This is a genomic window from Acinetobacter sp. 197 (assembly GCF_048148385.1).
GTDB classification, from domain to species: domain Bacteria; phylum Pseudomonadota; class Gammaproteobacteria; order Pseudomonadales; family Moraxellaceae; genus Acinetobacter; species Acinetobacter pecorum.
Window position 1 is genome coordinate 105662 of sequence record NZ_JAYWZK010000010.1, and the last position, 19790, is coordinate 125451.

General features: G+C 42.6%; 20 protein-coding genes. 6 read left to right on the top strand and 14 right to left on the bottom strand.

Annotation, left to right across the window (positions count from 1 at the left end):
• Nucleotides 1-306 precede the first annotated feature (306 nt).
• From VXQ11_RS11310 to VXQ11_RS11340, 7 genes are all read right to left on the bottom strand, one after another.
• Nucleotides 307-972 carry a pseudouridine synthase gene (locus tag VXQ11_RS11310; protein WP_416706085.1) on the bottom strand — a complete coding sequence of 222 codons (666 nt, stop codon included), beginning with the start codon at nucleotides 970-972 and terminating at the stop codon, nucleotides 307-309.
• Between the two features lie 82 nt (nucleotides 973-1054).
• Complete coding sequence (locus tag VXQ11_RS11315; protein WP_416706061.1) at nucleotides 1055-1768, bottom strand: SIMPL domain-containing protein; 714 nt, start codon at nucleotides 1766-1768, stop codon at nucleotides 1055-1057.
• A gap of 122 nt (nucleotides 1769-1890) precedes the next feature.
• Nucleotides 1891-2139 carry a DUF6868 family protein gene (locus tag VXQ11_RS11320; protein WP_416706062.1) on the bottom strand — a complete coding sequence of 83 codons (249 nt, stop codon included), beginning with the start codon at nucleotides 2137-2139 and terminating at the stop codon, nucleotides 1891-1893.
• A gap of 526 nt (nucleotides 2140-2665) precedes the next feature.
• Nucleotides 2666-2929 (bottom strand): hypothetical protein, encoded by a 264-nt coding sequence (locus VXQ11_RS11325; RefSeq protein WP_416706063.1) that lies wholly within the window; start codon nucleotides 2927-2929, stop codon nucleotides 2666-2668.
• 111 nt (nucleotides 2930-3040) lie between these two features.
• Complete coding sequence (locus VXQ11_RS11330; protein ID WP_004785142.1) at nucleotides 3041-3262, bottom strand: hypothetical protein; 222 nt, start codon at nucleotides 3260-3262, stop codon at nucleotides 3041-3043.
• A gap of 164 nt (nucleotides 3263-3426) precedes the next feature.
• A complete protein-coding gene (locus VXQ11_RS11335) occupies nucleotides 3427-3570 on the bottom strand; it encodes a zinc ribbon-containing protein (RefSeq protein ID WP_180001537.1) in 144 nt (47 codons plus the stop codon).
• A gap of 264 nt (nucleotides 3571-3834) precedes the next feature.
• A complete protein-coding gene (locus VXQ11_RS11340) occupies nucleotides 3835-4155 on the bottom strand; it encodes a hypothetical protein (protein ID WP_064102519.1) in 321 nt (106 codons plus the stop codon).
• A gap of 138 nt (nucleotides 4156-4293) precedes the next feature.
• Between VXQ11_RS11340 and VXQ11_RS11345 the strand changes: the two genes are divergently transcribed.
• Nucleotides 4294-5181: a hypothetical protein gene (locus VXQ11_RS11345; protein ID WP_064102520.1), complete on the top strand. Its 888-nt coding sequence runs from the start codon at nucleotides 4294-4296 to the stop codon at nucleotides 5179-5181.
• Between the two features lie 81 nt (nucleotides 5182-5262).
• Here VXQ11_RS11345 and acnD read toward each other — a convergent pair whose 3' ends face one another.
• Nucleotides 5263-7878 (bottom strand): Fe/S-dependent 2-methylisocitrate dehydratase AcnD, encoded by a 2616-nt coding sequence (acnD, locus tag VXQ11_RS11350; RefSeq protein ID WP_416706064.1) that lies wholly within the window; start codon nucleotides 7876-7878, stop codon nucleotides 5263-5265.
• Between the two features lie 504 nt (nucleotides 7879-8382).
• Between acnD and VXQ11_RS11355 the strand changes: the two genes are divergently transcribed.
• Nucleotides 8383-9108: a YgfZ/GcvT domain-containing protein gene (locus tag VXQ11_RS11355; protein WP_416706065.1), complete on the top strand. Its 726-nt coding sequence runs from the start codon at nucleotides 8383-8385 to the stop codon at nucleotides 9106-9108.
• Between the two features lie 63 nt (nucleotides 9109-9171).
• Here VXQ11_RS11355 and VXQ11_RS11360 read toward each other — a convergent pair whose 3' ends face one another.
• The gene (locus VXQ11_RS11360) at nucleotides 9172-9417 is read right to left on the bottom strand and encodes a hypothetical protein (RefSeq protein ID WP_064097127.1); all 246 of its coding nucleotides are present in this window, start codon (nucleotides 9415-9417) and stop codon (nucleotides 9172-9174) included.
• 266 nt (nucleotides 9418-9683) lie between these two features.
• Here VXQ11_RS11360 and VXQ11_RS11365 point away from each other — a divergent pair, with 266 nt between their 5' ends.
• The gene (locus VXQ11_RS11365; RefSeq protein WP_191731276.1) at nucleotides 9684-10481 is read left to right on the top strand and encodes a tetratricopeptide repeat protein; all 798 of its coding nucleotides are present in this window, start codon (nucleotides 9684-9686) and stop codon (nucleotides 10479-10481) included.
• 80 nt (nucleotides 10482-10561) lie between these two features.
• Here the strand turns inward: VXQ11_RS11365 and VXQ11_RS11370 are convergent, their stop codons facing one another.
• The 3 genes from VXQ11_RS11370 to VXQ11_RS11380 all read right to left on the bottom strand — a co-directional run bounded on the left by VXQ11_RS11370 (nucleotide 10562) and on the right by VXQ11_RS11380 (nucleotide 14020).
• Nucleotides 10562-11488 (bottom strand): AEC family transporter, encoded by a 927-nt coding sequence (locus tag VXQ11_RS11370; RefSeq protein WP_144725341.1) that lies wholly within the window; start codon nucleotides 11486-11488, stop codon nucleotides 10562-10564.
• A gap of 60 nt (nucleotides 11489-11548) precedes the next feature.
• Nucleotides 11549-12658 (bottom strand): NADH:flavin oxidoreductase/NADH oxidase, encoded by a 1110-nt coding sequence (locus tag VXQ11_RS11375; protein WP_416706066.1) that lies wholly within the window; start codon nucleotides 12656-12658, stop codon nucleotides 11549-11551.
• A 93-nt stretch (nucleotides 12659-12751) separates the two neighbouring features.
• Nucleotides 12752-14020, bottom strand: a complete 1269-nt coding sequence (locus tag VXQ11_RS11380) for a carbohydrate porin (RefSeq protein ID WP_416706067.1) — start codon at nucleotides 14018-14020, stop codon at nucleotides 12752-12754.
• Nucleotides 14021-14417: 397 nt separating this feature from the next.
• On the opposite strand from VXQ11_RS11380, the gene mutM reads away from it, so the two are divergent.
• Nucleotides 14418-15278: a bifunctional DNA-formamidopyrimidine glycosylase/DNA-(apurinic or apyrimidinic site) lyase gene (gene mutM / locus VXQ11_RS11385; RefSeq protein WP_416706068.1), complete on the top strand. Its 861-nt coding sequence runs from the start codon at nucleotides 14418-14420 to the stop codon at nucleotides 15276-15278.
• The gene (locus VXQ11_RS11390; protein WP_064097089.1) at nucleotides 15275-15559 is read left to right on the top strand and encodes a peptidylprolyl isomerase; all 285 of its coding nucleotides are present in this window, start codon (nucleotides 15275-15277) and stop codon (nucleotides 15557-15559) included. The genes mutM and VXQ11_RS11390 overlap by 4 nt, the downstream gene beginning before the upstream one ends.
• 178 nt (nucleotides 15560-15737) lie before the next feature.
• Here VXQ11_RS11390 and mscL read toward each other — a convergent pair whose 3' ends face one another.
• Complete coding sequence (gene mscL, locus VXQ11_RS11395; protein ID WP_064097088.1) at nucleotides 15738-16181, bottom strand: large conductance mechanosensitive channel protein MscL; 444 nt, start codon at nucleotides 16179-16181, stop codon at nucleotides 15738-15740.
• A 179-nt stretch (nucleotides 16182-16360) separates the two neighbouring features.
• The gene (typA, locus tag VXQ11_RS11400) at nucleotides 16361-18199 is read right to left on the bottom strand and encodes a translational GTPase TypA (RefSeq protein ID WP_191731273.1); all 1839 of its coding nucleotides are present in this window, start codon (nucleotides 18197-18199) and stop codon (nucleotides 16361-16363) included.
• A gap of 174 nt (nucleotides 18200-18373) precedes the next feature.
• Between typA and VXQ11_RS11405 the strand changes: the two genes are divergently transcribed.
• Complete coding sequence (locus VXQ11_RS11405) at nucleotides 18374-19744, top strand: uracil-xanthine permease family protein (protein ID WP_416706069.1); 1371 nt, start codon at nucleotides 18374-18376, stop codon at nucleotides 19742-19744.
• Nucleotides 19745-19790 lie beyond the last annotated feature (46 nt).

The window sequence follows — 19790 nt, forward strand, 5'->3', positions numbered from 1 at the left end:
GTGAAATAAAGGCATCAGGCCTATAGCAGGAGATAAAAGAATAAAAATTCTCTAGGCTCATCATCAAGAGATAAACCGAACATTAAAAATTTATATGATTCATCATCAGCCAGAAAGGCAACTGATCAATACACGAATTTCACTGAAACAGGCTTGCCTAGATACTTTTTTGTAGCTGTTGCGGAAACAAATTCTCACATTTTTCTGTTCGGCCAACTCATGTTAATGGCATGATCATCATCATTTTTATGAGTTTAAAACCCGGATATATGACGAGATAACTATTTAATAAATCAATAAAATAAATCAGAATGGAATGTCTGCCTTGATTTCAACCGGAATACCACTCAAAGGCTGAGTAAAGGCCAAATAACTGGCATGCAGGGCCATACGATTTAAAGGACTGCGCTGAGGTTCGGGATGATAAATTTTATCACCAGTAATGGGATGTCCGATATGCAGCATATGCACTCGCAACTGATGGGAACGGCCAGTAATTGGGGTCAGTAGTACCCGGCTAATGTCTTGCTGGGGTAGATATTCCAAGACTTGATACAAGGTTTTGGCGGCCTTGCCCAGTTCATAATGCACCATCTGACGCGGCCGGTTTTCCCAGTCGGTAATTAAAGGCACGTCGACGCTGCCCTCACCTTCAAGTTTGCCTTGTACCAGTGCAACATAGTTTTTCAGTACGCTACGTGCCTGAAACATTTTACTCACCGCCACTTCTGCATCACGGTGTTTGGCGAACATCAAAATACCGGAAGTGGCCATATCCAGACGATGGGTGATTTTGGCTTGCGGATATTTATCCAGCACACGTAAATAGGCACTGTCATGATGTTCAGGTAAACGCCCGGGAACCGACAATAATCCGGCCGGCTTTTCAATCACCACCAGATCATCATCTTCATAAATAATACGCAGCGGTTCTTGCGGTGGACAATAGACAAAGTCATGGTTAATGGGCATTTTAGGTATAGCGTCGGGAATAATGCGCGCAAAATAACAAGCTGCTTTCAGGCTGTCAATTACAGTCACTGACCAGCTCAGCTTAATCTGCCAGATAATAATCGACCGTTGAGACTACGCGTACTTTCTTCAAATATGGGGTATTGCTGTCGCGATCTTCAATACTAAACAGCCCCTGGTTGGCGGACTTGATTTTACCCAGACGACTTTTTGAATCTGCAGCGAATTTTTCTGCCACACTGCGGGCATTTTGTGTGGCTTGTTCAATCATCGCCGGTTTAATGTCATTCAGCTTGGTAAATAAATATTCTGTTCTTTGTCCAGAATCATCTCCCGCAAAGGCAATACCTTTTCTGCCCAAAGCCACCAGTCGAGTTTGTGCTACACGCACTTTATCTATTTTGTGGGTATAGACGGTGATGGTCTGGCTGGCAGTATAACGTAGCGCCACATTGGCATCACCACCATATTGCTGCGCGTATTTGTCGGTGATACTCGGTGACGCACTGGTAATTTCTTCCGTGCTAAACCCTTCATTTTTTAAAAAGGTCTGAATTTCCTGGGTATTGGTTTGCATGATATCGTACAGTTCGGCCAGATCCTGACTACCGGCATTAAAACGGATTGGCCATACCGCCACATTGGCTTTGACTTCGCGTTCTGCCAAGCCTTTGACTGAAACTATGCGCTCATACTCTTTAATTTTCAGTGCACTATGACCCAGAATCCATCCTGCTATAATCATCCCCAAGCCGATCAAGGCACCTAAAATCAGTGCTGATTTGAATTGATTCATGCTTCAACTCCTTTGAAATATTTTTTAGTTTTTATTGATCCTGCCACGCGATACATTGGCGATAAACTTATGCTGAGCCAGTCTTATTCTTATCGCTCGAAGAGTCAGTCGCAGTTGAGTACCTAGCCTTGATTCATCAGATAAATTGCGACTAAGGGCGTCAAATTAAATAGCAGAATTCCAATTTTATAGAGTGCCATACCTGAATAATGAATCACATCGAAACTGGCATCTGACAGCCGAAACCATTTGCCGTGCACTTGTCTTATCCAGTTTCGGGCAAATACAAACAGCATGCACCAGATCATCAGAATGACATAATTGATCAGTGTGCAAAACAGTAAAAACTGAAACCAGATATCGAGATTCATGCTGATTCCCCTGCGGGACAACTCATGATTTTAAAATAGCAGATCATCTTGAAAAATGAAGAATTGATTTGTATCTTATTGGAATGAAGATGAACTATAAGACAATGATTTATATATTTTAATTTTTATGATTTAAATTGAGCAGAGAATTTTTTAGGGTGTTGGGAAAACTTGCAATGGTTTACTTCAACTATCATTCTTTGTAAGACCTGATCTTATAGCCTATAAACTTTTGGTCTATAGCGTCCTAAGCCGAATCGAGACCTTTTGGGTTCGTACTGCACTCGCGTTTTGCGCCGCTCACAGCATGCTACTCTTTCCGATCCCATCACACCCTTGAGAGTTATATTAGGCAAAGATGGACGAAATTAATTTCCTATGTTTTTTTAATTTCGATTAAATCTGAAAATTTATTTCAATATTGACCCAAATAAAGAGAAATAAATTCTATTTCAATTTTTTTACGCTTTTTTATTCGATAAAAATGATCTTTATTGCAATTTATATTCAGTAGAGAATTTCTATTTTATTGAAAGAAATTGCTCTGAATCCATTGTGCACTAAACCACCAGGCACTGATGGCTGACATCCCACAGAGGAGATTAGCCAAAACCTTGTTGAGTCTGGTCAGTTCAGAACCATAGATTTTTAGATTAAGCAGATAGGCGATCACACCATATAGTGAGCCAATCACCCCTCCGAAAAGAATCAAGATGAGCGGCCATGCGGAATAAAAATGGGCTTTTTGATCTAATTTTCCTGATTCTGGTGCATGCCCGTTAATGTCCATAGGTGGCTGTCCTCTCTTTTATATGCACGGGTATTATTTCAAGGCAGCTATTTATTCTTTAAAAATATTTACCTTGATCACACTATTAACCAAGCAAGAAGCAGACCAGTTTTAGCGTACAAACAGGTGACGAGTATGGTGATTAATATAGGCATTTAGCCCATCGCCATATTGGGCAAGCTGTTTCATATTTTCGACATGCTGATAACCGGCACTGCTATAGCTGTAGGTATAAACTTTCGAGGTTTTCTTGAATTGCACACGAATAAACTCATTACCAATCTCATAGTTGGCAACACCTGAGTCGTGATTCAGATCAAGATAATGTTGCAATTGAGCTATCCTAAAAACTGTGAATCCAGACTTTTATATGGGGTTTTATTGATCAAATTTCAATCAATCTCAAACTATAAACAGGGATGTTTAGATAGCAAAAAGCCCTATCGAGTAATAGGGCTTTCATTCAAAACAGAGGGTAACTGTTTGAGTTTTTTTGCTTAGGCATTCTTATTGTTAAATTGATTGCCTTGGCATTTGGTACACGGTGGTAAACGATCAGTACCAATTTCTAAGTAGGTGCGGTGACCGCATTGAATACAAAAATAGAAGCCTGTTCCGGGTTTTTCGCCAGCAGTAACCATCTTTGTTCTCCATGGTTTTAGAAATGGTCTGTCTAGTATAACCCTCCAGTGATGAATGTCTATTGTCCATTTTTGTAAATGATGGTGGCATTTGGGCGAAGACTACTAATAAAAAAACCGCCTTTTAAAAGCTAAAAGACGGTTCCAAACACTACCCACAACTACTCGCGTTTTTTGTATATTACACACTGACCAATTACTACTCGAAACAGGACAAAGGTAAGTCCACTTCATTGGTTCTACATATACAAGGTAGCCACAACTTTAAACTACTACACAAATTTCAAAAACATATTTATCAATCTTTTTAAACTTAAGAATATCACCCGCTTTAACATCTAAATCCGATAAAAGCATGCCAGTCCCTGAGAGCTTTCCACGTTTTCTAAATATTTTTTTATCACCTGCAATATCAGTCATAAATTTTTTTGTCTTTCCATCGCATATATATCTAATCTCCAGCTCTTTTCCTTTCGATGACGCATTATTCCCTCCTATAGCCTCTGCTGGAAAAATTGAGTAAATTTCGTTCAAGTAAATGTGATTATTTTTAAGATTCGCTTCATTAACAATTACTTCATTCATAACTTAATTCTATATGATATTTTCAATGAAATAATCATATTAAATAAAAAGCAAAAAAACAATACTTTTATGATTTTTTCTTTGAATTATTCATAAAAATGTTAAAGTAATAATAATTCCCTAAATTGATTAATCCTAATGGCTAAAGAAAAAGTTATTTCTAAAGAAGAATTTTTCCAAAATATTTATGAGTGTGCTCTGGGTAATTTTTCAACAATGCAAGCTTATATGGGCATTTATGGCATCATGGAACAAGTTTTTGGTGTACGTGAATATGAAGATTTAGGATCTGCTTACGAGTTACCTACTTTTAAAATTAAACAAGATGAAGAAAAAGCTAGAACTTACTTTAGAAATAGTTCAATTTGGTATCCATTTGAGTGGGTATATGAGTATGCTGTCAATGGCAATGGTTATAAGTGTTGTATTGACGAATTAACTGACTGTGTGGACTTTATACACATTATACATTCAGATCATTTTCAAATTACTGCACAATCAAATGAAATAGTGACAATGGCTTTAGTCCGTCATGCACTTGAGCATGATCCTACCGTAAATTATTTTGACGCCGATAACTGTAACTATCCCAAAGCAATTGCCCAATTAGCAGGAATTGATCTTAGGACATTAAAAAATGCTATCAGTGCTGGCGAAATCGAAACAGTCTCTAAATATGTCCTATGCGCAACATCTTTAAAACATTGGTTACTCAGAAGAAAAGGCTTTAAACCTACTTTCTATAAAAAAGAAGAACAGCAGTTTTTTTTCAACTCTCCTTTATCATTCTCAAATACATTAAAAGATGCTAAAAAAGAACTAACTACACCTTTTAATCCATCGGACTTATTGGAGAAATACCCTGAAATTCCGAATGTGATAGAACAATTAGAATCAGGTATTTTTAATTTACCTTTAGACTCAGTTTCAATAATTGCTAAAGCTTATGGAATACCATATCCAATTCTATTGAAGGAAATTTTAAAAACCTTTTATCCAAATGAATTAGCAATACTTACAAACTAATTTATGGATTATTAACCAAGAGTATTCATTTATACTTACTAACCCAAAGCCACATAATGGACTTTGGGTTAAAGAGGAAAATTACACATTCCCTTCCAAGAAATCCTGTGCAAAGCGTTGCAATACACCACCCGCTTCATATACAGAAACTTCTTCTTCGGTATCCAGACGACAGGTCACAGGCACTTCGATGGTCTGTTCCTTACCATCTTCAGTGGCGCGCTCAATCACCAGAGTCAAAGTAGAACGTGGTGCAATATTACCAATCACGCTATACAGTTCAGTACCATCCAGCTTTAATGTTTTACGATCTGTACCCGGCTTAAACTCAAGTGGCAACACGCCCATACCCACCAGATTGGTACGATGAATACGCTCAAAACCTTCTGCCACAATGGCTTCTACACCTGCCAGACGCACACCTTTCGCCGCCCAGTCACGGCTTGAACCCTGACCATAATCCTTACCGGCAATAATGATCAACGGCTGCTTGCGGTTCATGTAGGTTTCAATCGCCTCCCACATGCGCATCACTTCGCCTTCAGGCTCTACACGCGCTTTTGAACCCTGCTTGATGGTACCGTCAGAACGCACCACCATTTCGTTATACAGCTTCGGATTCGCCAGGGTTGCACGCTGTGCAGTCAGGTGATCACCACGATGCGTCGCATAAGAGTTAAAGTCTTCCTCAGGTACCCCCATTTTCGCCAGATATTCACCTGCTGCCGAGTCACGCACAATCGCATTCGATGGGGACAAATGATCAGTAGTGATGTTATCGCCAAGAATAGCCAATGGACGCATGTTGGTGAGGGTACGCGGTGCAGCCAGTGCACCTTCCCAATACGGCGGACGGCGGATATAGGTACTTTGCAGACGCCAGTCATACAGCGGACTTATTGCCTTTTTACGTTCACCCAGATCAAACATCGGAATATACACTTTCTTGAACTGTTCCGGCTTGACAGACTCTTTGACCAAGGCATCAATTTCTTCATCCGAAGGCCAGATATCTTTTAAGTAAATCGGATTACCGTCTTTGTCTGTGCCCAGAGCATCTTTTTCGATGTCAAAACGGATGGTTCCGGCAATCGCATAAGCAACTACTAGCGGTGGAGATGCCAGAAAAGCCTGTTTCGCATAGGGATGGATACGGCCATCGAAGTTCCGGTTACCTGACAATACTGCAGTCGTGTATAGATCACGGTCAATAATTTCTTGCTGGATGTTTGGATCTAATGCGCCCGACATACCGTTACAGGTGGTACATGCATAGGCCACAATACCAAAGCCCAGCTTTTCTAAATCTTTTAAAACCCCTGCTTCTTTCAGATACAGGGCTGCCGCTTTAGAACCCGGCGCGAAAGATGATTTCACCCAAGGCTTACGGGTCAGACCAAGTTCATTGGCTTTACGTGCCAGCAAACCGGCTGCTACGGTATTACGCGGGTTGGAGGTATTGGTACATGAGGTAATCGCCGCGATAATCACCGCACCATCCGGCATTAAACCTTCTGCTTCTTGTGCACGTGCAGCTTCCAGATTACCGGCAATGCCTTTTTCTTTCAGATCTGCTGTCGATACTCGTGCATGCGGATTCGATGGGCCGGCAATGTTGCGTGTTACGGTGGATAAATCGAAACGCAGCACACGCGGATATTCAGCCTGAGTCATCTCCGATGCCCAAAGCCCGATCTCTTTGGCATAAGTTTCAACCAGTTTCACCTGCTCAGGCTCACGGCCGGTCAAAGTCAGATAATCAATGGTGTTCTGATCGATATAGAACATGGCTGCCGTTGCACCATATTCCGGGGTCATATTAGAAATCGTGGCACGATCACCGACTGACATGCTGTCTGCGCCTTCACCGAAGAATTCTAAATATGCGCCAACCACACGTTCCTTACGCAGGAATTCGGTTAATGCCAAGACGATATCCGTTGCAGTAATGCCCGGCTGACGTTGCCCGACCAGCTCTACCCCAATGATATCTGGCAGACGCATCCACGAGGCACGGCCCAGCATCACGTTTTCAGCTTCAAGACCGCCTACACCAATCGAGATTACGCCCAAGGCATCGGTATGTGGTGTATGCGAGTCTGTACCAATACAGGTATCAGGAAATGCCACACCATCACGATTCTGAATCACCGGTGACATTTTTTCCAGATTGATCTGGTGCATGATGCCGTTACCTGCCGGAATCACATCGACATTTTCAAATGCCGTTTTGGTCCATTCAATAAAATGGAAACGGTCTTTATTACGGCGGTCTTCAATGGCACGGTTTTTCTCAAAAGCATCAGGATCAAAGCCGCCATATTCTACAGCCAAAGAGTGATCGACAATGAGCTGGGTCGGCACCACCGGATTGACTTTGGATGGATCACCACCCTGGTCGGCAATCGCATCACGCAGGCCTGCAAGGTCAACCAGTGCAGTTTGACCCAGGATGTCATGACAGACCACACGTGCCGGATACCAGGGAAAATCATGGTCCTGTCTACGTTCGATGAGCTGGCGTAAAGACTGTTCTAAAATGGCAGGATCACAACGACGAACCAGCTGTTCGGCCAGCACTTTGGAGGTATATGGGAGTTTGGCATATGCGCCTGGCTGGATATCTTCAACGGCCTGACGCACGTCATAGTATTCTAACTGGGTGCCTTGTAGTGGTTTACGGTAGTTGTTATTCATAGCTTACCTGCCCTCATTCATTACTCTTTTTATTCATCAAATTTTCTTGATGACTTGTTTTTTAATCAAGGCATTGTACGCTGTCGAAAGTCCATTTCCCAAATCTTATAATTTTCAAATATTTAAATATGAAATATAGCCTTTTTACTGTAATTTACGCTCCACACTTTAGAATTTTGACTCTAAATTGTGATTTTTCTTAAAAATTGACCTGAATTTTTCTCATTCTTTAGTATGAGAAATTAATGAAAGTATAAAAAATCATCAAATTCAGACAGAATCTTTGTTCTATCCCCGCCCCCAAAAATCGGCGCTTGAGAAAAACAGTAAGCTTTTTTGAAGGTAAGCTCCTTGTCATTGATCTGCATCAGAAACATGTCATCTCTGCCTCCCAATTACCCCAAAAATCTCTTGATTCAGATTGGTGGCTTTTTTGTTTGCCTCTGTCTGATGCATGCTGCACAATAACTGCATTGATTTATAGTATTCAAACTGGGGCTTATTATGGCAACGTCTCCTGCTTTCACATTGTTTAGCCTAAATGGTGTCGATGCACAAAAATTCCTTCAAGGTCAGGTGACTTTGAATACTGAAACTTTGGCAGAAAACCAGACCCGCTATACGGCGATCTGTAGCCTGAAAGGACGGATTCAATTTGGCTTATGGCTTAAAAAGATCAGTCCGGAAAGCTTTGAAATCGTAAGCACTGAAGATCAGGCAACAGAACTGGCGAATCATATTAAGAAATTTGGTGCTTTTTCAAAAATGAAACTGGAACTGGTCGGTCCGGTATATCCGGTCATCAATGGTATTTATACTGACTTTGTTGCGACTGAAACCAATGTCGCCCTGTGGGAGCAGCAAGCCATTGAATCAGGTCAGGCCTGGATTCAGGCAGCTACCGCCAATCTGTTTCAACCTCAGGAATTGCGTTTACATCAACGCGACGGCATTCACTATGATAAAGGCTGCTATCTGGGGCAGGAAGTGATTGCGCGCTTATGGTTTAAAGCCAAGCCAAAACACTGGTTACATCTGGTTCAAGGTACAGGTGTCACCCCTGCTGTGGCGACAAAACTGAATAATGATGTAGAAGTCGTCAATAGCATCACGACGGATGCCGGTTACAAAGCGCTGGTGGTCGCAAAGCCTGAGGCATTAACCGAATTGGGCCTAGAAGTGCTGGAACTTCCGGAAGCATTGAGTGGTGATGTCGCGCGTCCGCAATAATTCAGGTTCCGCCCATGAAAAAAAAAGCCAAGATGAAATTCTTGGCTTTTTTATTTTGGAATTTTAGAAACCGTGGAACAGTTTGTTCATGTCTTTCACGACATAGTCTTTGAAATGATAGGCTCGCGCATGCTTGGCATCAAACTTTGCCGTGAGTTCGCCTTTTTGAAAGATATATACCCGGTCTTCCTGGCTAATCAAAAACTCTGCCCCAAGTTTCATCAATAACGCATCAATCTTGTCCTCATCGGCAATCGAGTCATCTGCGTTGATTCTGTCATAGTGACGTCTAATGGTTTTGACAAACATGGGGAAATCCTGGGAGTCTGATATAAAGCGAGATTTAATCAGAGAAAATAGCTGAATTAAAGTAATCCTTTCAATATCTTTGGAATTGAGCGAAAACCTGTCCCTATCATGCATCGATTAAACCAGTGAATTATGTCCTGATGATTTGTATTTAGTGACAAATTACATATTTACAAAGCATAAAATCCTTTTATGATGATGTAAGTAAAAATGATTAAAACCGCACCAAGGAATAAGGTGCCAGCAATAATAAGGTTATAGGAACCATGAAAAAGTTAATCCTCGCGGTAGCTCTCGCCGCTTCTGCATCATTCGCTCTGGCAAATACTGCACAAGATCAAATCGATCCGCAATTTGAAAAAATTGAAGCTATGGTGAAAGCCAATAATTTTAAAGGCGCCTATGAAGCTTTAAACAAGCTAGCCAGCCAAGGCAATGCCCAGGCTTTATATAACTTAGGCTATTTAACCCAGACTGGCCAAGGTACCGTCAAAGACGAGAAAAAAGCCATTCAGCTCTATGAGCAGTCTGCCAGCAAAGGCTATCCGGTGGCCAATTATGTATTGGGTAAAAACTACGCAGCTGGCACGCTCGGTCTCAAACAGGATTTGACCAAAGCCAAACAGCATCTGGAACGTGCCTCGGCAGCCAATTTTGAAGATGCCAGCGTAGATCTGGCGGTACTGCTATTTTCTGAAAATACGCCAGCCTCCAATAAAGCCGGTCTGCAAAAACTGCAACCGCTAATCAGCAAAGGCAATATGCAGGCCATTCATGCAAAAGCCTTATATGACATCAGCAGCGGTTTCAAAAACAAAGATGAAAAACCGATTCAGCAAGGCCTAAGCAGCATTCAGGAACTGGCAAAAAAAGGCTATATTCCGGCGCTGATGGCAGTAGGTAATATGTTTGCGAATGGCAGTATCGTGCCGCAAAACCTGCCAGAAGCGAAAAAAATCTTTGCCGCACTGGCGCAGCAAAATATTCCGCAGGCCAAAGAATCTTTGGCAGCAGTAGATAAAATGCTGGCTGAGCAGAAAAAAGCACCTGCGAAAAAAAGTTAAGTTGAATCAATAAATTTAAATAAAAAAGCCCCACACATCGGGGGCTTTTTTTAATGACAGAGCATTCATCTTCTAAAAGATTATCCCCACCATAAAGCAATTAAACCACTGGTCACCATAAAACCGGCAATAGTACTCATCAACAATGGGGTTAAGGCTCGATCATTCAGCCCATACGCCTGCCCCAACATGCCAAAAATCGTGGGCATTGGCAAAGCTGCAATCAATGTACCGGCACGAACCATTTCCTGATTTAAGTCCGTCAACTGGCTTAGCCCCAGATACATCAAGAGTGGCATGATAATATTGCTGGAAAATACCAGATAAAAACTTTGCAGGTTGACATATCTCAGGCTCATTCCCACGATACCACCGCCAATTGCGAACAGGGCCAGCGGTGAGGCAGTCTGACCAATCAAGGCAAACATCTGATCGAGATAGACCGGAATTCTAATCTGGAATACAGCACAGGCCATCCCGAGCATCACCCCCATAAACAGGGGATTTTTTAGCAAGGTGAGCAATGCACTTTTTAAAATGGAACCCAGATTCGCCTGATGTTGTGTTCCCATTGCCGCGAGTACCAGCACCAGCGGAATCAGCAATACACTTTCAATGATCACCACCAGAGAGGTATAGGTCATCGCCTGCTGTCCCATCAATAGACTCAGCACAGCCGTACCAATCAGACCGGTATTTGACATTGCGGCGCCTAGAGACAGGACAGCACTTTGCGAATGCGTATTCTGAAAATACTGGCGCATGATCCAGAAGCCACTGCCATAGAGCACTAAGGTCACGCTGCTATACACTGCAAAGTATTCAAAATACCAGATTTCATGCAGGTCTTTGGAGGCAAGGGATTGAAAGAACAGCAAGGGTAAGGCCACTTTAATGACAAAAGCACCGACCGTACCTACCTGTTCCTTGCTTAATACTTGACTCTTTACAGTCAGATAACCCAGTGCCAATAATAAAAATATGGGCACAATGACCGCAAAAATCATAATACACTATCCTCTTGCCATCGATTTCCTATTATAAGAATTTCTGACACTAAAGCAGTGTTAAAAAGGCTCAAATAAATGATTCAACCCATGTGGGGCACTGCGCAGATATTGCGGTGAAATTTTGATTTTTTCCTCAAGTGCTGCGGCTGCATGCCAAGGCCAATGTGGATCGTACAGAATGGCACGGGCAATGGCGATGGCATCGGCCTGGCCTTTTTGCAGAATATCTTCTGCCTGTTCTGCTTCAGTGATCAATCCCACAGCAATTACAGGGATACTCACCACTTTCTTGATCGCATCTGCAAAAGGCACCTGATAATTCGGTTTCACATCAATGTGCTGTTTGACATGCAGACCGGCACTGGAAATATGAATATAGGCAGCCCCAGCAGCTTCCAGTGCTTTAGACAATTCAATTGAAGAATCAATAGTCCAGCTGTCTGGCTGATCCATCCAGTCGCTGGCCGAAATACGTACCCCGATCGGATAGCCTTCCGGAACTGCGGCCTTCATGGCTTGCAATACTTCCAGTGTCAGACGAATCCGGTTTTCCAGTGAACCACCATACTGATCATCGCGTTTATTTGAAAGCGGTGACATAAACTGATGCAATAAATAACCATGTGCTGCATGCAACTCAATCATGTCAAAGCCGGCATCCACTGCACGTTTGGCACTTTTTGCAAAGTCGGCAATGACTTGCTCAATTTCTGAATGGCTTAGGGCTTTGGGTGGATGTTCGTCTGCCTGAAACGGCAGATTGCTTGCAGAAACGGTTTGCCAGCCATGGGGCTGATCTGGCGCGATCTGCCCTTTTCCTGACCAGGGTTTATCTGTAGAAGCCTTACGTCCGGCATGTGCGAGTTGAATCGCAAATGGCATTGGCGAGATAGATTTGACCTTGGCCAGTAATGCTTTTATTTGGGCAGCTTGCTGATCATTCCATAAGCCTAAGTCGGCATAACTGATCCGGCCTTCTGGCTGTACCGCAGTCGCTTCCACAATACATAGACCCGCACCAGAGAGTGCATAACTTGCCCATTGCTGCTCATGCCAATAGGTGATTTCACCCTGATCTGTGGCTGAATACTGACACATCGGTGCAATAATAATTTTATTGCTGAGTGATAATGAACCAAACTGTAGCGGTTGAAATAATAATGTCACGTGGCATTCCCTCTTTCTTCATGTCAAGTATGATCGGGCAATAAAAAACAGGCTTTAATAAGCCTGTTTAGTTATAACGTGAAGCATCACTTTTTAGAAGATCAGGCGACTGCTTAAACCGAGCACGAGCGCATTATCTACGTTATTGCTTGACCCTGGATTCACCACATATTGCAGGTTTGGACGTAACATCAGCCACTTTGTTGCATTATAGCTATAGTTGAGTTCAATATTGTATTCTGCATCTGCATTCAAAGCTGGACGCGAAGCTGCGAAGCGATGATTGACATGCACACGGTTAACCGCCAAGCCCAGAATATCATTTGACTGAGTGTCAACCAAACCGATATATTTCACACCAATTTGTTGTGAATTATCCACTTTGTTAGTATCGCGGTCATGCCAGGTAAAGTTGGCAAAACTGTGTAAACCTTTGCGACCTGCGCCTGTTGAAGTGAGCTGTTGTTCCACTGCTAACCAGCCTGCAAAGGTACGGTTTTTGGCATCTGCAGGATGGGCAATATCTTTCTGGTTGGCAACTTCATCGGCAGTATTGTACATCCCGCCAATACGGTAGCTGCCCGGCAAGCCATTCACCAATGATTTCGGTGTCCATACGATTTCTGCAGGAATGGTTACGCCATCGGCATGGTCGGTATCCAGACTCCAGCCTTGACCTTCTTTGGCACCATTACCATTATCTGGATTAAACTCGTAGACACCAACTTGTATCGCGAGTTCAGGGGCCACTTGCTGCTTCACCCGTGCACCCCATTGTGCAACTGGCGTATTCATCCAGATATTGCCCTGCCATTTGCCCATTTGCGCTGCACAGAATGCCGTACTGGCAAAATCGCAGGCCATGACATTAAAATCCATGCCCAGACCAAGACGGCCTGCCTTAATACTGAGCCCCTGGTCTTTAAAATTCTTCTCAATGGACAGCTCGCTCAGGCGGCTATCCTGATTACCGCGTCCAAAAGTGCCTTGTACATTTGCCAACTGTGGGGCATTAGTATCCTGCAGATCACGAATAGAGGTACTTTGCCCCTGACGTGCAGTCATCGCGGCACGTATAGTGATACCTTCCCATCCTGCCAGTTTTTCCATGTCCAGTTGACTACCCAGCCATAATTGGGCAGAAGTTAATGGATCTGCACCCTCATTACGGCCACCATCAGCAAGATATGCGGTATCGGTTAACAGATTGGCTTCAAATTTGATCCCCTGTTGGGCCAGTTTTGTACGTTGACCATTCCAGTCCCCCAGTAAATACTGACCTTGTGGATCAAATGCAGTTTCCGCTTGTGCGGTTGTCATGGCAGCCAACAAAGGCAATAGAGCTAGACCTAAATATTTCATGTAAAACCCGAACATAAGGAGAAAAACAAGCAAGGTTTTAAAATTGCTTTCAGGCACATGAAGTTACATAAATTTTCATATAAATTCTCAGCATTTTTTTTATTATTGATTAAACTTTTAGTTATGCTTTAAATATAAAAATATAATTTTTATTTTGATACTTTAAATTATTTATATATTTTTCAAAATTTTATAATTTACTCAATTTTATCGTGAGGTTTATTCAACTAAAATTCTGCTAGAAAGGCCTAAAAATAAAGTTCATTTTTCAAACAAAATACAGCTTAAATAAATATGAAATATCTAGCCATTTTCCAATTATTTCCTTTAGATTAATGCTTGCAATCCTGGCCGATTCACCCAATATTAGCTGCATCTCCCTCGCCAGCGATGTGTTATGCCTGAATTACCAGAAGTCGAAACCACCAAAATCAGTTTATTACCCTTATTGGAACAACGCGTGAAACGTGTTGAAGTACGCCAGTCAAGTTTACGCTGGCCCATTCCGGAAAATATAGAGAAGCTGGTGGGACAGAAATTGCTCAAGCTTAGTCGCCGTTCCAAATATATTCTGGCGGAGTTTGAACATGAGACGATGCTCTGGCATTTGGGCATGTCTGGGAGTTTCCGTCTATGCGAGAGCACTGAAGAATTACGCAAACATGACCATCTGATTATCCAGTTTGAAGATATTCAACTGCGTTATCACGACCCTCGCCGTTTTGGCTGTATTCTTTGGCTAGATGCCCAATCCCAAAGCAAATTGATCGACACCTTGGGACCAGAACCCTTAAGTGAGAGCTTTAATGCCGAGTATTTGTTTGAAAAACTGAAGAATAAAAATGTTGGCACCAAAGTTGCAATTATGGATAACCATGTGGTGGTGGGCGTAGGCAATATTTATGCGACTGAAAGCCTGTTTAATATGGGCATTCATCCAGCACAACCTGCCTCTACATTGAGTTTTGAGCAGATTGAAAAACTGGTCGTTGAAATTAAGCGCATTTTAAAACAGGCAATTGATCTGGGTGGCTCAACCCTAAGAGACTACACCAATGCCATGGGCGAAAATGGCTATTTCCAGCAAACCTTGCTGGCTTATGGCCGCGCTGGTGAAATGTGCGTGAACTGTGAAACTACGCTTGAAAATATTAAATTGGGGCAACGGGCTTCCGTTTTTTGTCCTGAATGCCAACCTTTGAAAAAGCGCCAGCTCCCTGTCAAAAAAATGGCAACTGTACGAGGAAAAAAGTCATGAAAACAGCCATTGTGCGTCATATTCTGGTCAAAGACAAAGAAACTGCAGAACAGCTTAAAAAGAAGATTTTAAGTGGCGCAGACTTTAATAAAATCGCCAAACAGTATTCGACCTGTAATTCTGCCAAACGTGGTGGTGAGCTGGGTGAAATCAAAAAAGGCCAGCTGGTTCCAGTGATTGATAAACTGGTTTTTACTGCAGCAGAACGGGTATTGCATGGCCCGGTCAAAAGCCAGTTTGGTTTCCATTTAGTCGAAATTAAGTTTCGGGCAGATTTCTAAATATTTTTCTTTTCTTCTTTTAAGCGGTGAGGAATATAATCCGCAAGGGTAACGAGATATTTAAATAAATTAGATTATATTTAAGCTCTCCCTTTGCGAAACAATGTGTCTCATCTCTTGGCCGCAGAGGGAAATTAAAAAAACGGCGCAATAGGCGCCGTTTTTTAATCCCTGGAACTTAAGCTTCAGGATCAGGACGTTTTTTTAACTCGTCACGAATTTCACGTAACAATGCGACATCTTCCGGTGTCTCTTCCGTAGTAGGTTCTGCTTCCTGCTTACGGCGCAACTTGTTCATCGCTTTAACTAACAGGAATACCACCCAAGCCAATAACAAGAAATTGATCAGAATAGTCAAAAAGTTACCATAAGCAAAAACGTTTAGGCCAGCCGCTTGGGCCTGAGCGAGTGTGGTGACATTATTCGGATTATCCCCCAGTACCAAGAACCAGTTGGAATAGTCAACATCTCCGCCTAAAATCCAGCTGATTACCGGCATAACAATGTCTTTGACCATCGAGTCGATGATTTTATTGAATGCACCACCAATGATGACACCAATCGCCAGATCCATCACATTGCCTTTGATGGCAAACTCTTTAAATTCTTGAATAATACTCATGTCTGCTCCCATATTTTATTTTCAAGTTTTGGGCTAAATTATACCTGACTAGAAACTTCTAATTTTGACTTAGTTTAATACGATTTAATAAATTACGATGTGAGCATAGCGTAAATATAAAAAAACCGTAATCTTCGAAAAGATTACGGTTTTTAGTAAGCGGGCCAATAATCTACAGATTATTTACCTGAACGGTTACGTTTACGTTCGTTTTCAGTCAAGAAACGCTTACGGATACGGATTGACTTAGGTGTTACTTCTACTAACTCATCATCTTCAATGAATTCAAGCGCTTGTTCAAGCGTATATTCAATTGCTGGAACAAGGGTCAACGCTTCATCTGTACCAGAGGCACGTACGTTCGTTAACTGTTTCGCTTTAGTCGGGTTAACTGTCATGTCGTCTGAACGAGAGTTAATACCGATGATCATACCTTCGTAAACTTCTAACTGAGGTTTAGCGAATAGACGACCGCGGTCTTGAAGCGTGAACAATGCATAGCCCAGGCAAGTACCTTGAACCATAGAAATCAATACACCGTTTTGACGTTTCGCAACAGTACCTTGTTTCATTGGACCGTAATGCGAGAAGCTTGACGTCATGATCCCTGTACCAGAAGTCATGGTCAGGAATTCAGAACGGAAACCAATCAAGCCACGTGAAGGAACAGTTGCTTCAATACGGATACGGCCTTTACCGTCAACTTCCATATTGGTCATTTCACCTTTACGGAAACCCATTTGTTCCATTACAGCACCTTGATGCTGTTCTTCAACGTCAAACGTTACGTTTTCGTATGGCTCTTGTTTTTCACCATCAATTTCTTTGATGATTACTTGCGGACGGGATACACCCATCTCGAAGCCTTCACGGCGCATGTTTTCAATCAGAACTGAAAGGTGAAGTTCACCACGACCAGACACTTTAAAACGGTCCGGACTGTCAGTATCTTCAACGCGAAGTGCTACGTTGTGAATCAATTCGCGGTCTAGACGTTCACGGATATTACGTGAAGTCACGAATTTACCTTCTTTACCAGCAAACGGTGAGTTGTTTACCTGGAAGGTCATCGATACTGTAGGTTCATCTACAGATAATGGAGGTAAAGCTTCAACATTTTTCGGATCACAAATGGTGTCAGAAATGTTGAGTGCATCGATACCCGTTACACAAACGATATCGCCTGCAGAAGCTTCTTCAACGTCAACGCGATCTAGACCATGATAACCCATGATTTTTAAGATACGGCCGTTACGTGTTTTGCCCTCTTTATCGATTACAGTGACTTGTGTATTCAATTTTACTGAACCACGTTGAATACGACCAATACCGATAACACCAACGAAGCTGTTATAGTCAAGTGAAGACACTTGCATTTGGAATGGACCATCAACGTCAACTTTTGGTGGTTCAACGATATCTACAATCGTTTGGAACAACGGAGTCATGTCTTCAGCAAGTTCTTCTGGAGAAGGACCAGCAACACCACGAAGGCCTGAAGCATAAACAACCGGGAAGTCTAACTGTTCGTCAGAAGCACCCAAGTTATCAAACAAATCAAATACTTGGTCAATTACCCAGTCTGGACGCGCGCTTGGCTTGTCAACTTTGTTAATAATTACGATTGGTTTTAAACCACGTGCGAATGCTTTTTGCGTTACGAAACGTGTTTGTGGCATCGGGCCTTCTTGTGAATCTACAAGAAGAAGTACGCAGTCAACCATCGACATTACACGTTCAACTTCACCACCGAAGTCGGCGTGTCCCGGGGTGTCCACGATGTTAATGCGGTATTCAGTATTGGTACGTTCATCTAACCATTTGATTGCAGTATTTTTTGCAAGAATGGTAATACCACGTTCACTTTCAATAGCACCGGAATCCATGACACGCTCGATCTCACCCGCGCGATCACCGAGAGCACCTGATTGTTGCAAAAGTTTGTCTACAAGAGTGGTTTTACCATGATCGACGTGCGCAATAATGGCGATGTTACGGAGAGTTTTAATATCTGACATGTAAATTCAATGCGTGTGTAATTTGAGGGCAAATTATACAGAAAAATACAAAACTTTTATAGTCACTGTAGCCCTACTCCTCAACTTTTTTTGTCTGGTCGAGGCTTTTTTGATTTTGTAAAGACGTGTAACTCGATTAGAATAGCGCCATCCAGCCTTATTTTGCATTGACACATGTCTGATTTTAATCAATCTCCTCCTTCTAAAGATCAACTTGACCTGATATATGGTCTGAATGATCGTCCAAAACCCCTGATTGCTTTTCTAGCTGCTTTCCAGCATTTATTAGCGATTATTGTCCCGATTGTGACCCCTGGCCTACTGATTTGTCTGGCGCTTGGTGTTTCCAAAGAAGACACCAACATGATTTTATCCATGTCTCTGGTGATCTCGGGTATCGCGACTTTTTTACAGTCTAAAAAAGTAGGGCCATTTGGTGCCGGTCTGCTGATCGTTCAGGGAACCAGTTTCAACTTCATCGGTCCAATTATTGGTATTGGGTCAGCCATGGTGGCTGCGGGTACACCTGTAGAAGCAGTCATGGCGTCTATCTTTGGTGTAGTGATTGCAGGTGCATTCATTGAAATGGGCGTGTCACAAATTCTGCCTTGGATCAAAAAACTGATTACCCCTTTGGTCACCGGAATTGTCGTACTTCTGATTGGCTTGACCCTGATTAAAGAAGGTTTAATCAGCATGGGTGGTGGTTATCAGGCCATGAGCGATAAAACTTTTGCCAATGCCGACAACCTGATCATGTCTTGTACCGTCCTGGCACTGATTATTATTCTGAACCGTATCCGGATTACCTGGGTAAAAAGTTCTGCCATTTTGATCGCTCTGGTTTGTGGTTATATCCTGGCGGGCTTTATGGGCCATCTGGATTTTTCCGGCTTAAAAGATGCACCTCTGGTACAGATTCCGACTCCCATGCATTTCGGTTTAAGCTTCTCCTGGAGCCTGTTTATTCCGATGGCATTTATTTACCTGGTGACCTCTTTAGAAGCGATTGGTGATATCACTGCGACTTCAAAGCTTTCCAACCAGCCAGTTGATGGTCCAAAATGGATGCAGCGCATTAAAGGCGGTGTACTGGTCAATGGCGCGAATTCATTCCTTGCCGGTATTTTTAATACCTTCCCAAGTTCAGTATTTGCACAAAATAATGGTGTAATCCAGTTGACGGGCGTAGCAAGTCGTTATGTCGGCATCTGGATTGCTGCTTTGCTGGTTATTCTTGGTTTGTTGCCTGCAGTTGCTGGTATTATTCAGGCCGTTCCACAAGCGGTACTGGGCGGCGCAGTCATGGTCATGTTTGGCGCAGTCGCAGCCTCTGGTATTAACATTCTGTCTGGTGTCCATCTGGACCGTCGCGCCCTGCTGATTATTGCGATTTCACTGGCACTGGGTTTAGGTGTTGCACAAGTTCCACAAATTCTTGAGCATCTTCCTGAGTTATTCCGTAATATCTTTAGCTCAGGCGTTGCCACTGGTGGTATCGCTGCCCTTATTCTGAATGTGGTACTTCCTGAAACAAAGAAGTAATTTCATGTCCAAAGAACACTGTCTAGGTCAGGCTTAGGCAGTGTTC

Excerpts from the sequence above, each read along its gene's own strand:
- VXQ11_RS11320 (WP_416706062.1), bottom strand. The coding sequence starts at position 2,139 with ATGAATCTCGATATCTGGTTTCAGTTTTTACTGTTTTGCACACTGATC.
- mscL (WP_064097088.1), bottom strand. The coding sequence starts at position 16,181 with ATGAGTATTATTCAAGAATTTAAAGAGTTTGCCATCAAAGGCAATGTG.
- VXQ11_RS11405 (WP_416706069.1), top strand. The coding sequence starts at position 18,374 with ATGTCTGATTTTAATCAATCTCCTCCTTCTAAAGATCAACTTGACCTG.
- VXQ11_RS11380 (WP_416706067.1), bottom strand. The coding sequence starts at position 14,020 with ATGAAATATTTAGGTCTAGCTCTATTGCCTTTGTTGGCTGCCATGACA.
- acnD (WP_416706064.1), bottom strand. The coding sequence starts at position 7,878 with ATGAATAACAACTACCGTAAACCACTACAAGGCACCCAGTTAGAATAC.
- typA (WP_191731273.1), bottom strand. The coding sequence starts at position 18,199 with ATGTCAGATATTAAAACTCTCCGTAACATCGCCATTATTGCGCACGTC.
- VXQ11_RS11310 (WP_416706085.1), bottom strand. The coding sequence starts at position 972 with ATGCCCATTAACCATGACTTTGTCTATTGTCCACCGCAAGAACCGCTG.
- VXQ11_RS11325 (WP_416706063.1), bottom strand. The coding sequence starts at position 2,929 with ATGGACATTAACGGGCATGCACCAGAATCAGGAAAATTAGATCAAAAA.
- VXQ11_RS11370 (WP_144725341.1), bottom strand. The coding sequence starts at position 11,488 with ATGATTTTTGCGGTCATTGTGCCCATATTTTTATTATTGGCACTGGGT.
- VXQ11_RS11355 (WP_416706065.1), top strand. The coding sequence starts at position 8,383 with ATGGCAACGTCTCCTGCTTTCACATTGTTTAGCCTAAATGGTGTCGAT.
- VXQ11_RS11360 (WP_064097127.1), bottom strand. The coding sequence starts at position 9,417 with ATGTTTGTCAAAACCATTAGACGTCACTATGACAGAATCAACGCAGAT.
- VXQ11_RS11340 (WP_064102519.1), bottom strand. The coding sequence starts at position 4,155 with ATGAATGAAGTAATTGTTAATGAAGCGAATCTTAAAAATAATCACATT.
- VXQ11_RS11345 (WP_064102520.1), top strand. The coding sequence starts at position 4,294 with ATGGCTAAAGAAAAAGTTATTTCTAAAGAAGAATTTTTCCAAAATATT.
- VXQ11_RS11335 (WP_180001537.1), bottom strand. The coding sequence starts at position 3,570 with ATGGTTACTGCTGGCGAAAAACCCGGAACAGGCTTCTATTTTTGTATT.
- VXQ11_RS11365 (WP_191731276.1), top strand. The coding sequence starts at position 9,684 with ATGAAAAAGTTAATCCTCGCGGTAGCTCTCGCCGCTTCTGCATCATTC.
- VXQ11_RS11390 (WP_064097089.1), top strand. The coding sequence starts at position 15,275 with ATGAAAACAGCCATTGTGCGTCATATTCTGGTCAAAGACAAAGAAACT.
- VXQ11_RS11315 (WP_416706061.1), bottom strand. The coding sequence starts at position 1,768 with ATGAATCAATTCAAATCAGCACTGATTTTAGGTGCCTTGATCGGCTTG.
- mutM (WP_416706068.1), top strand. The coding sequence starts at position 14,418 with ATGCCTGAATTACCAGAAGTCGAAACCACCAAAATCAGTTTATTACCC.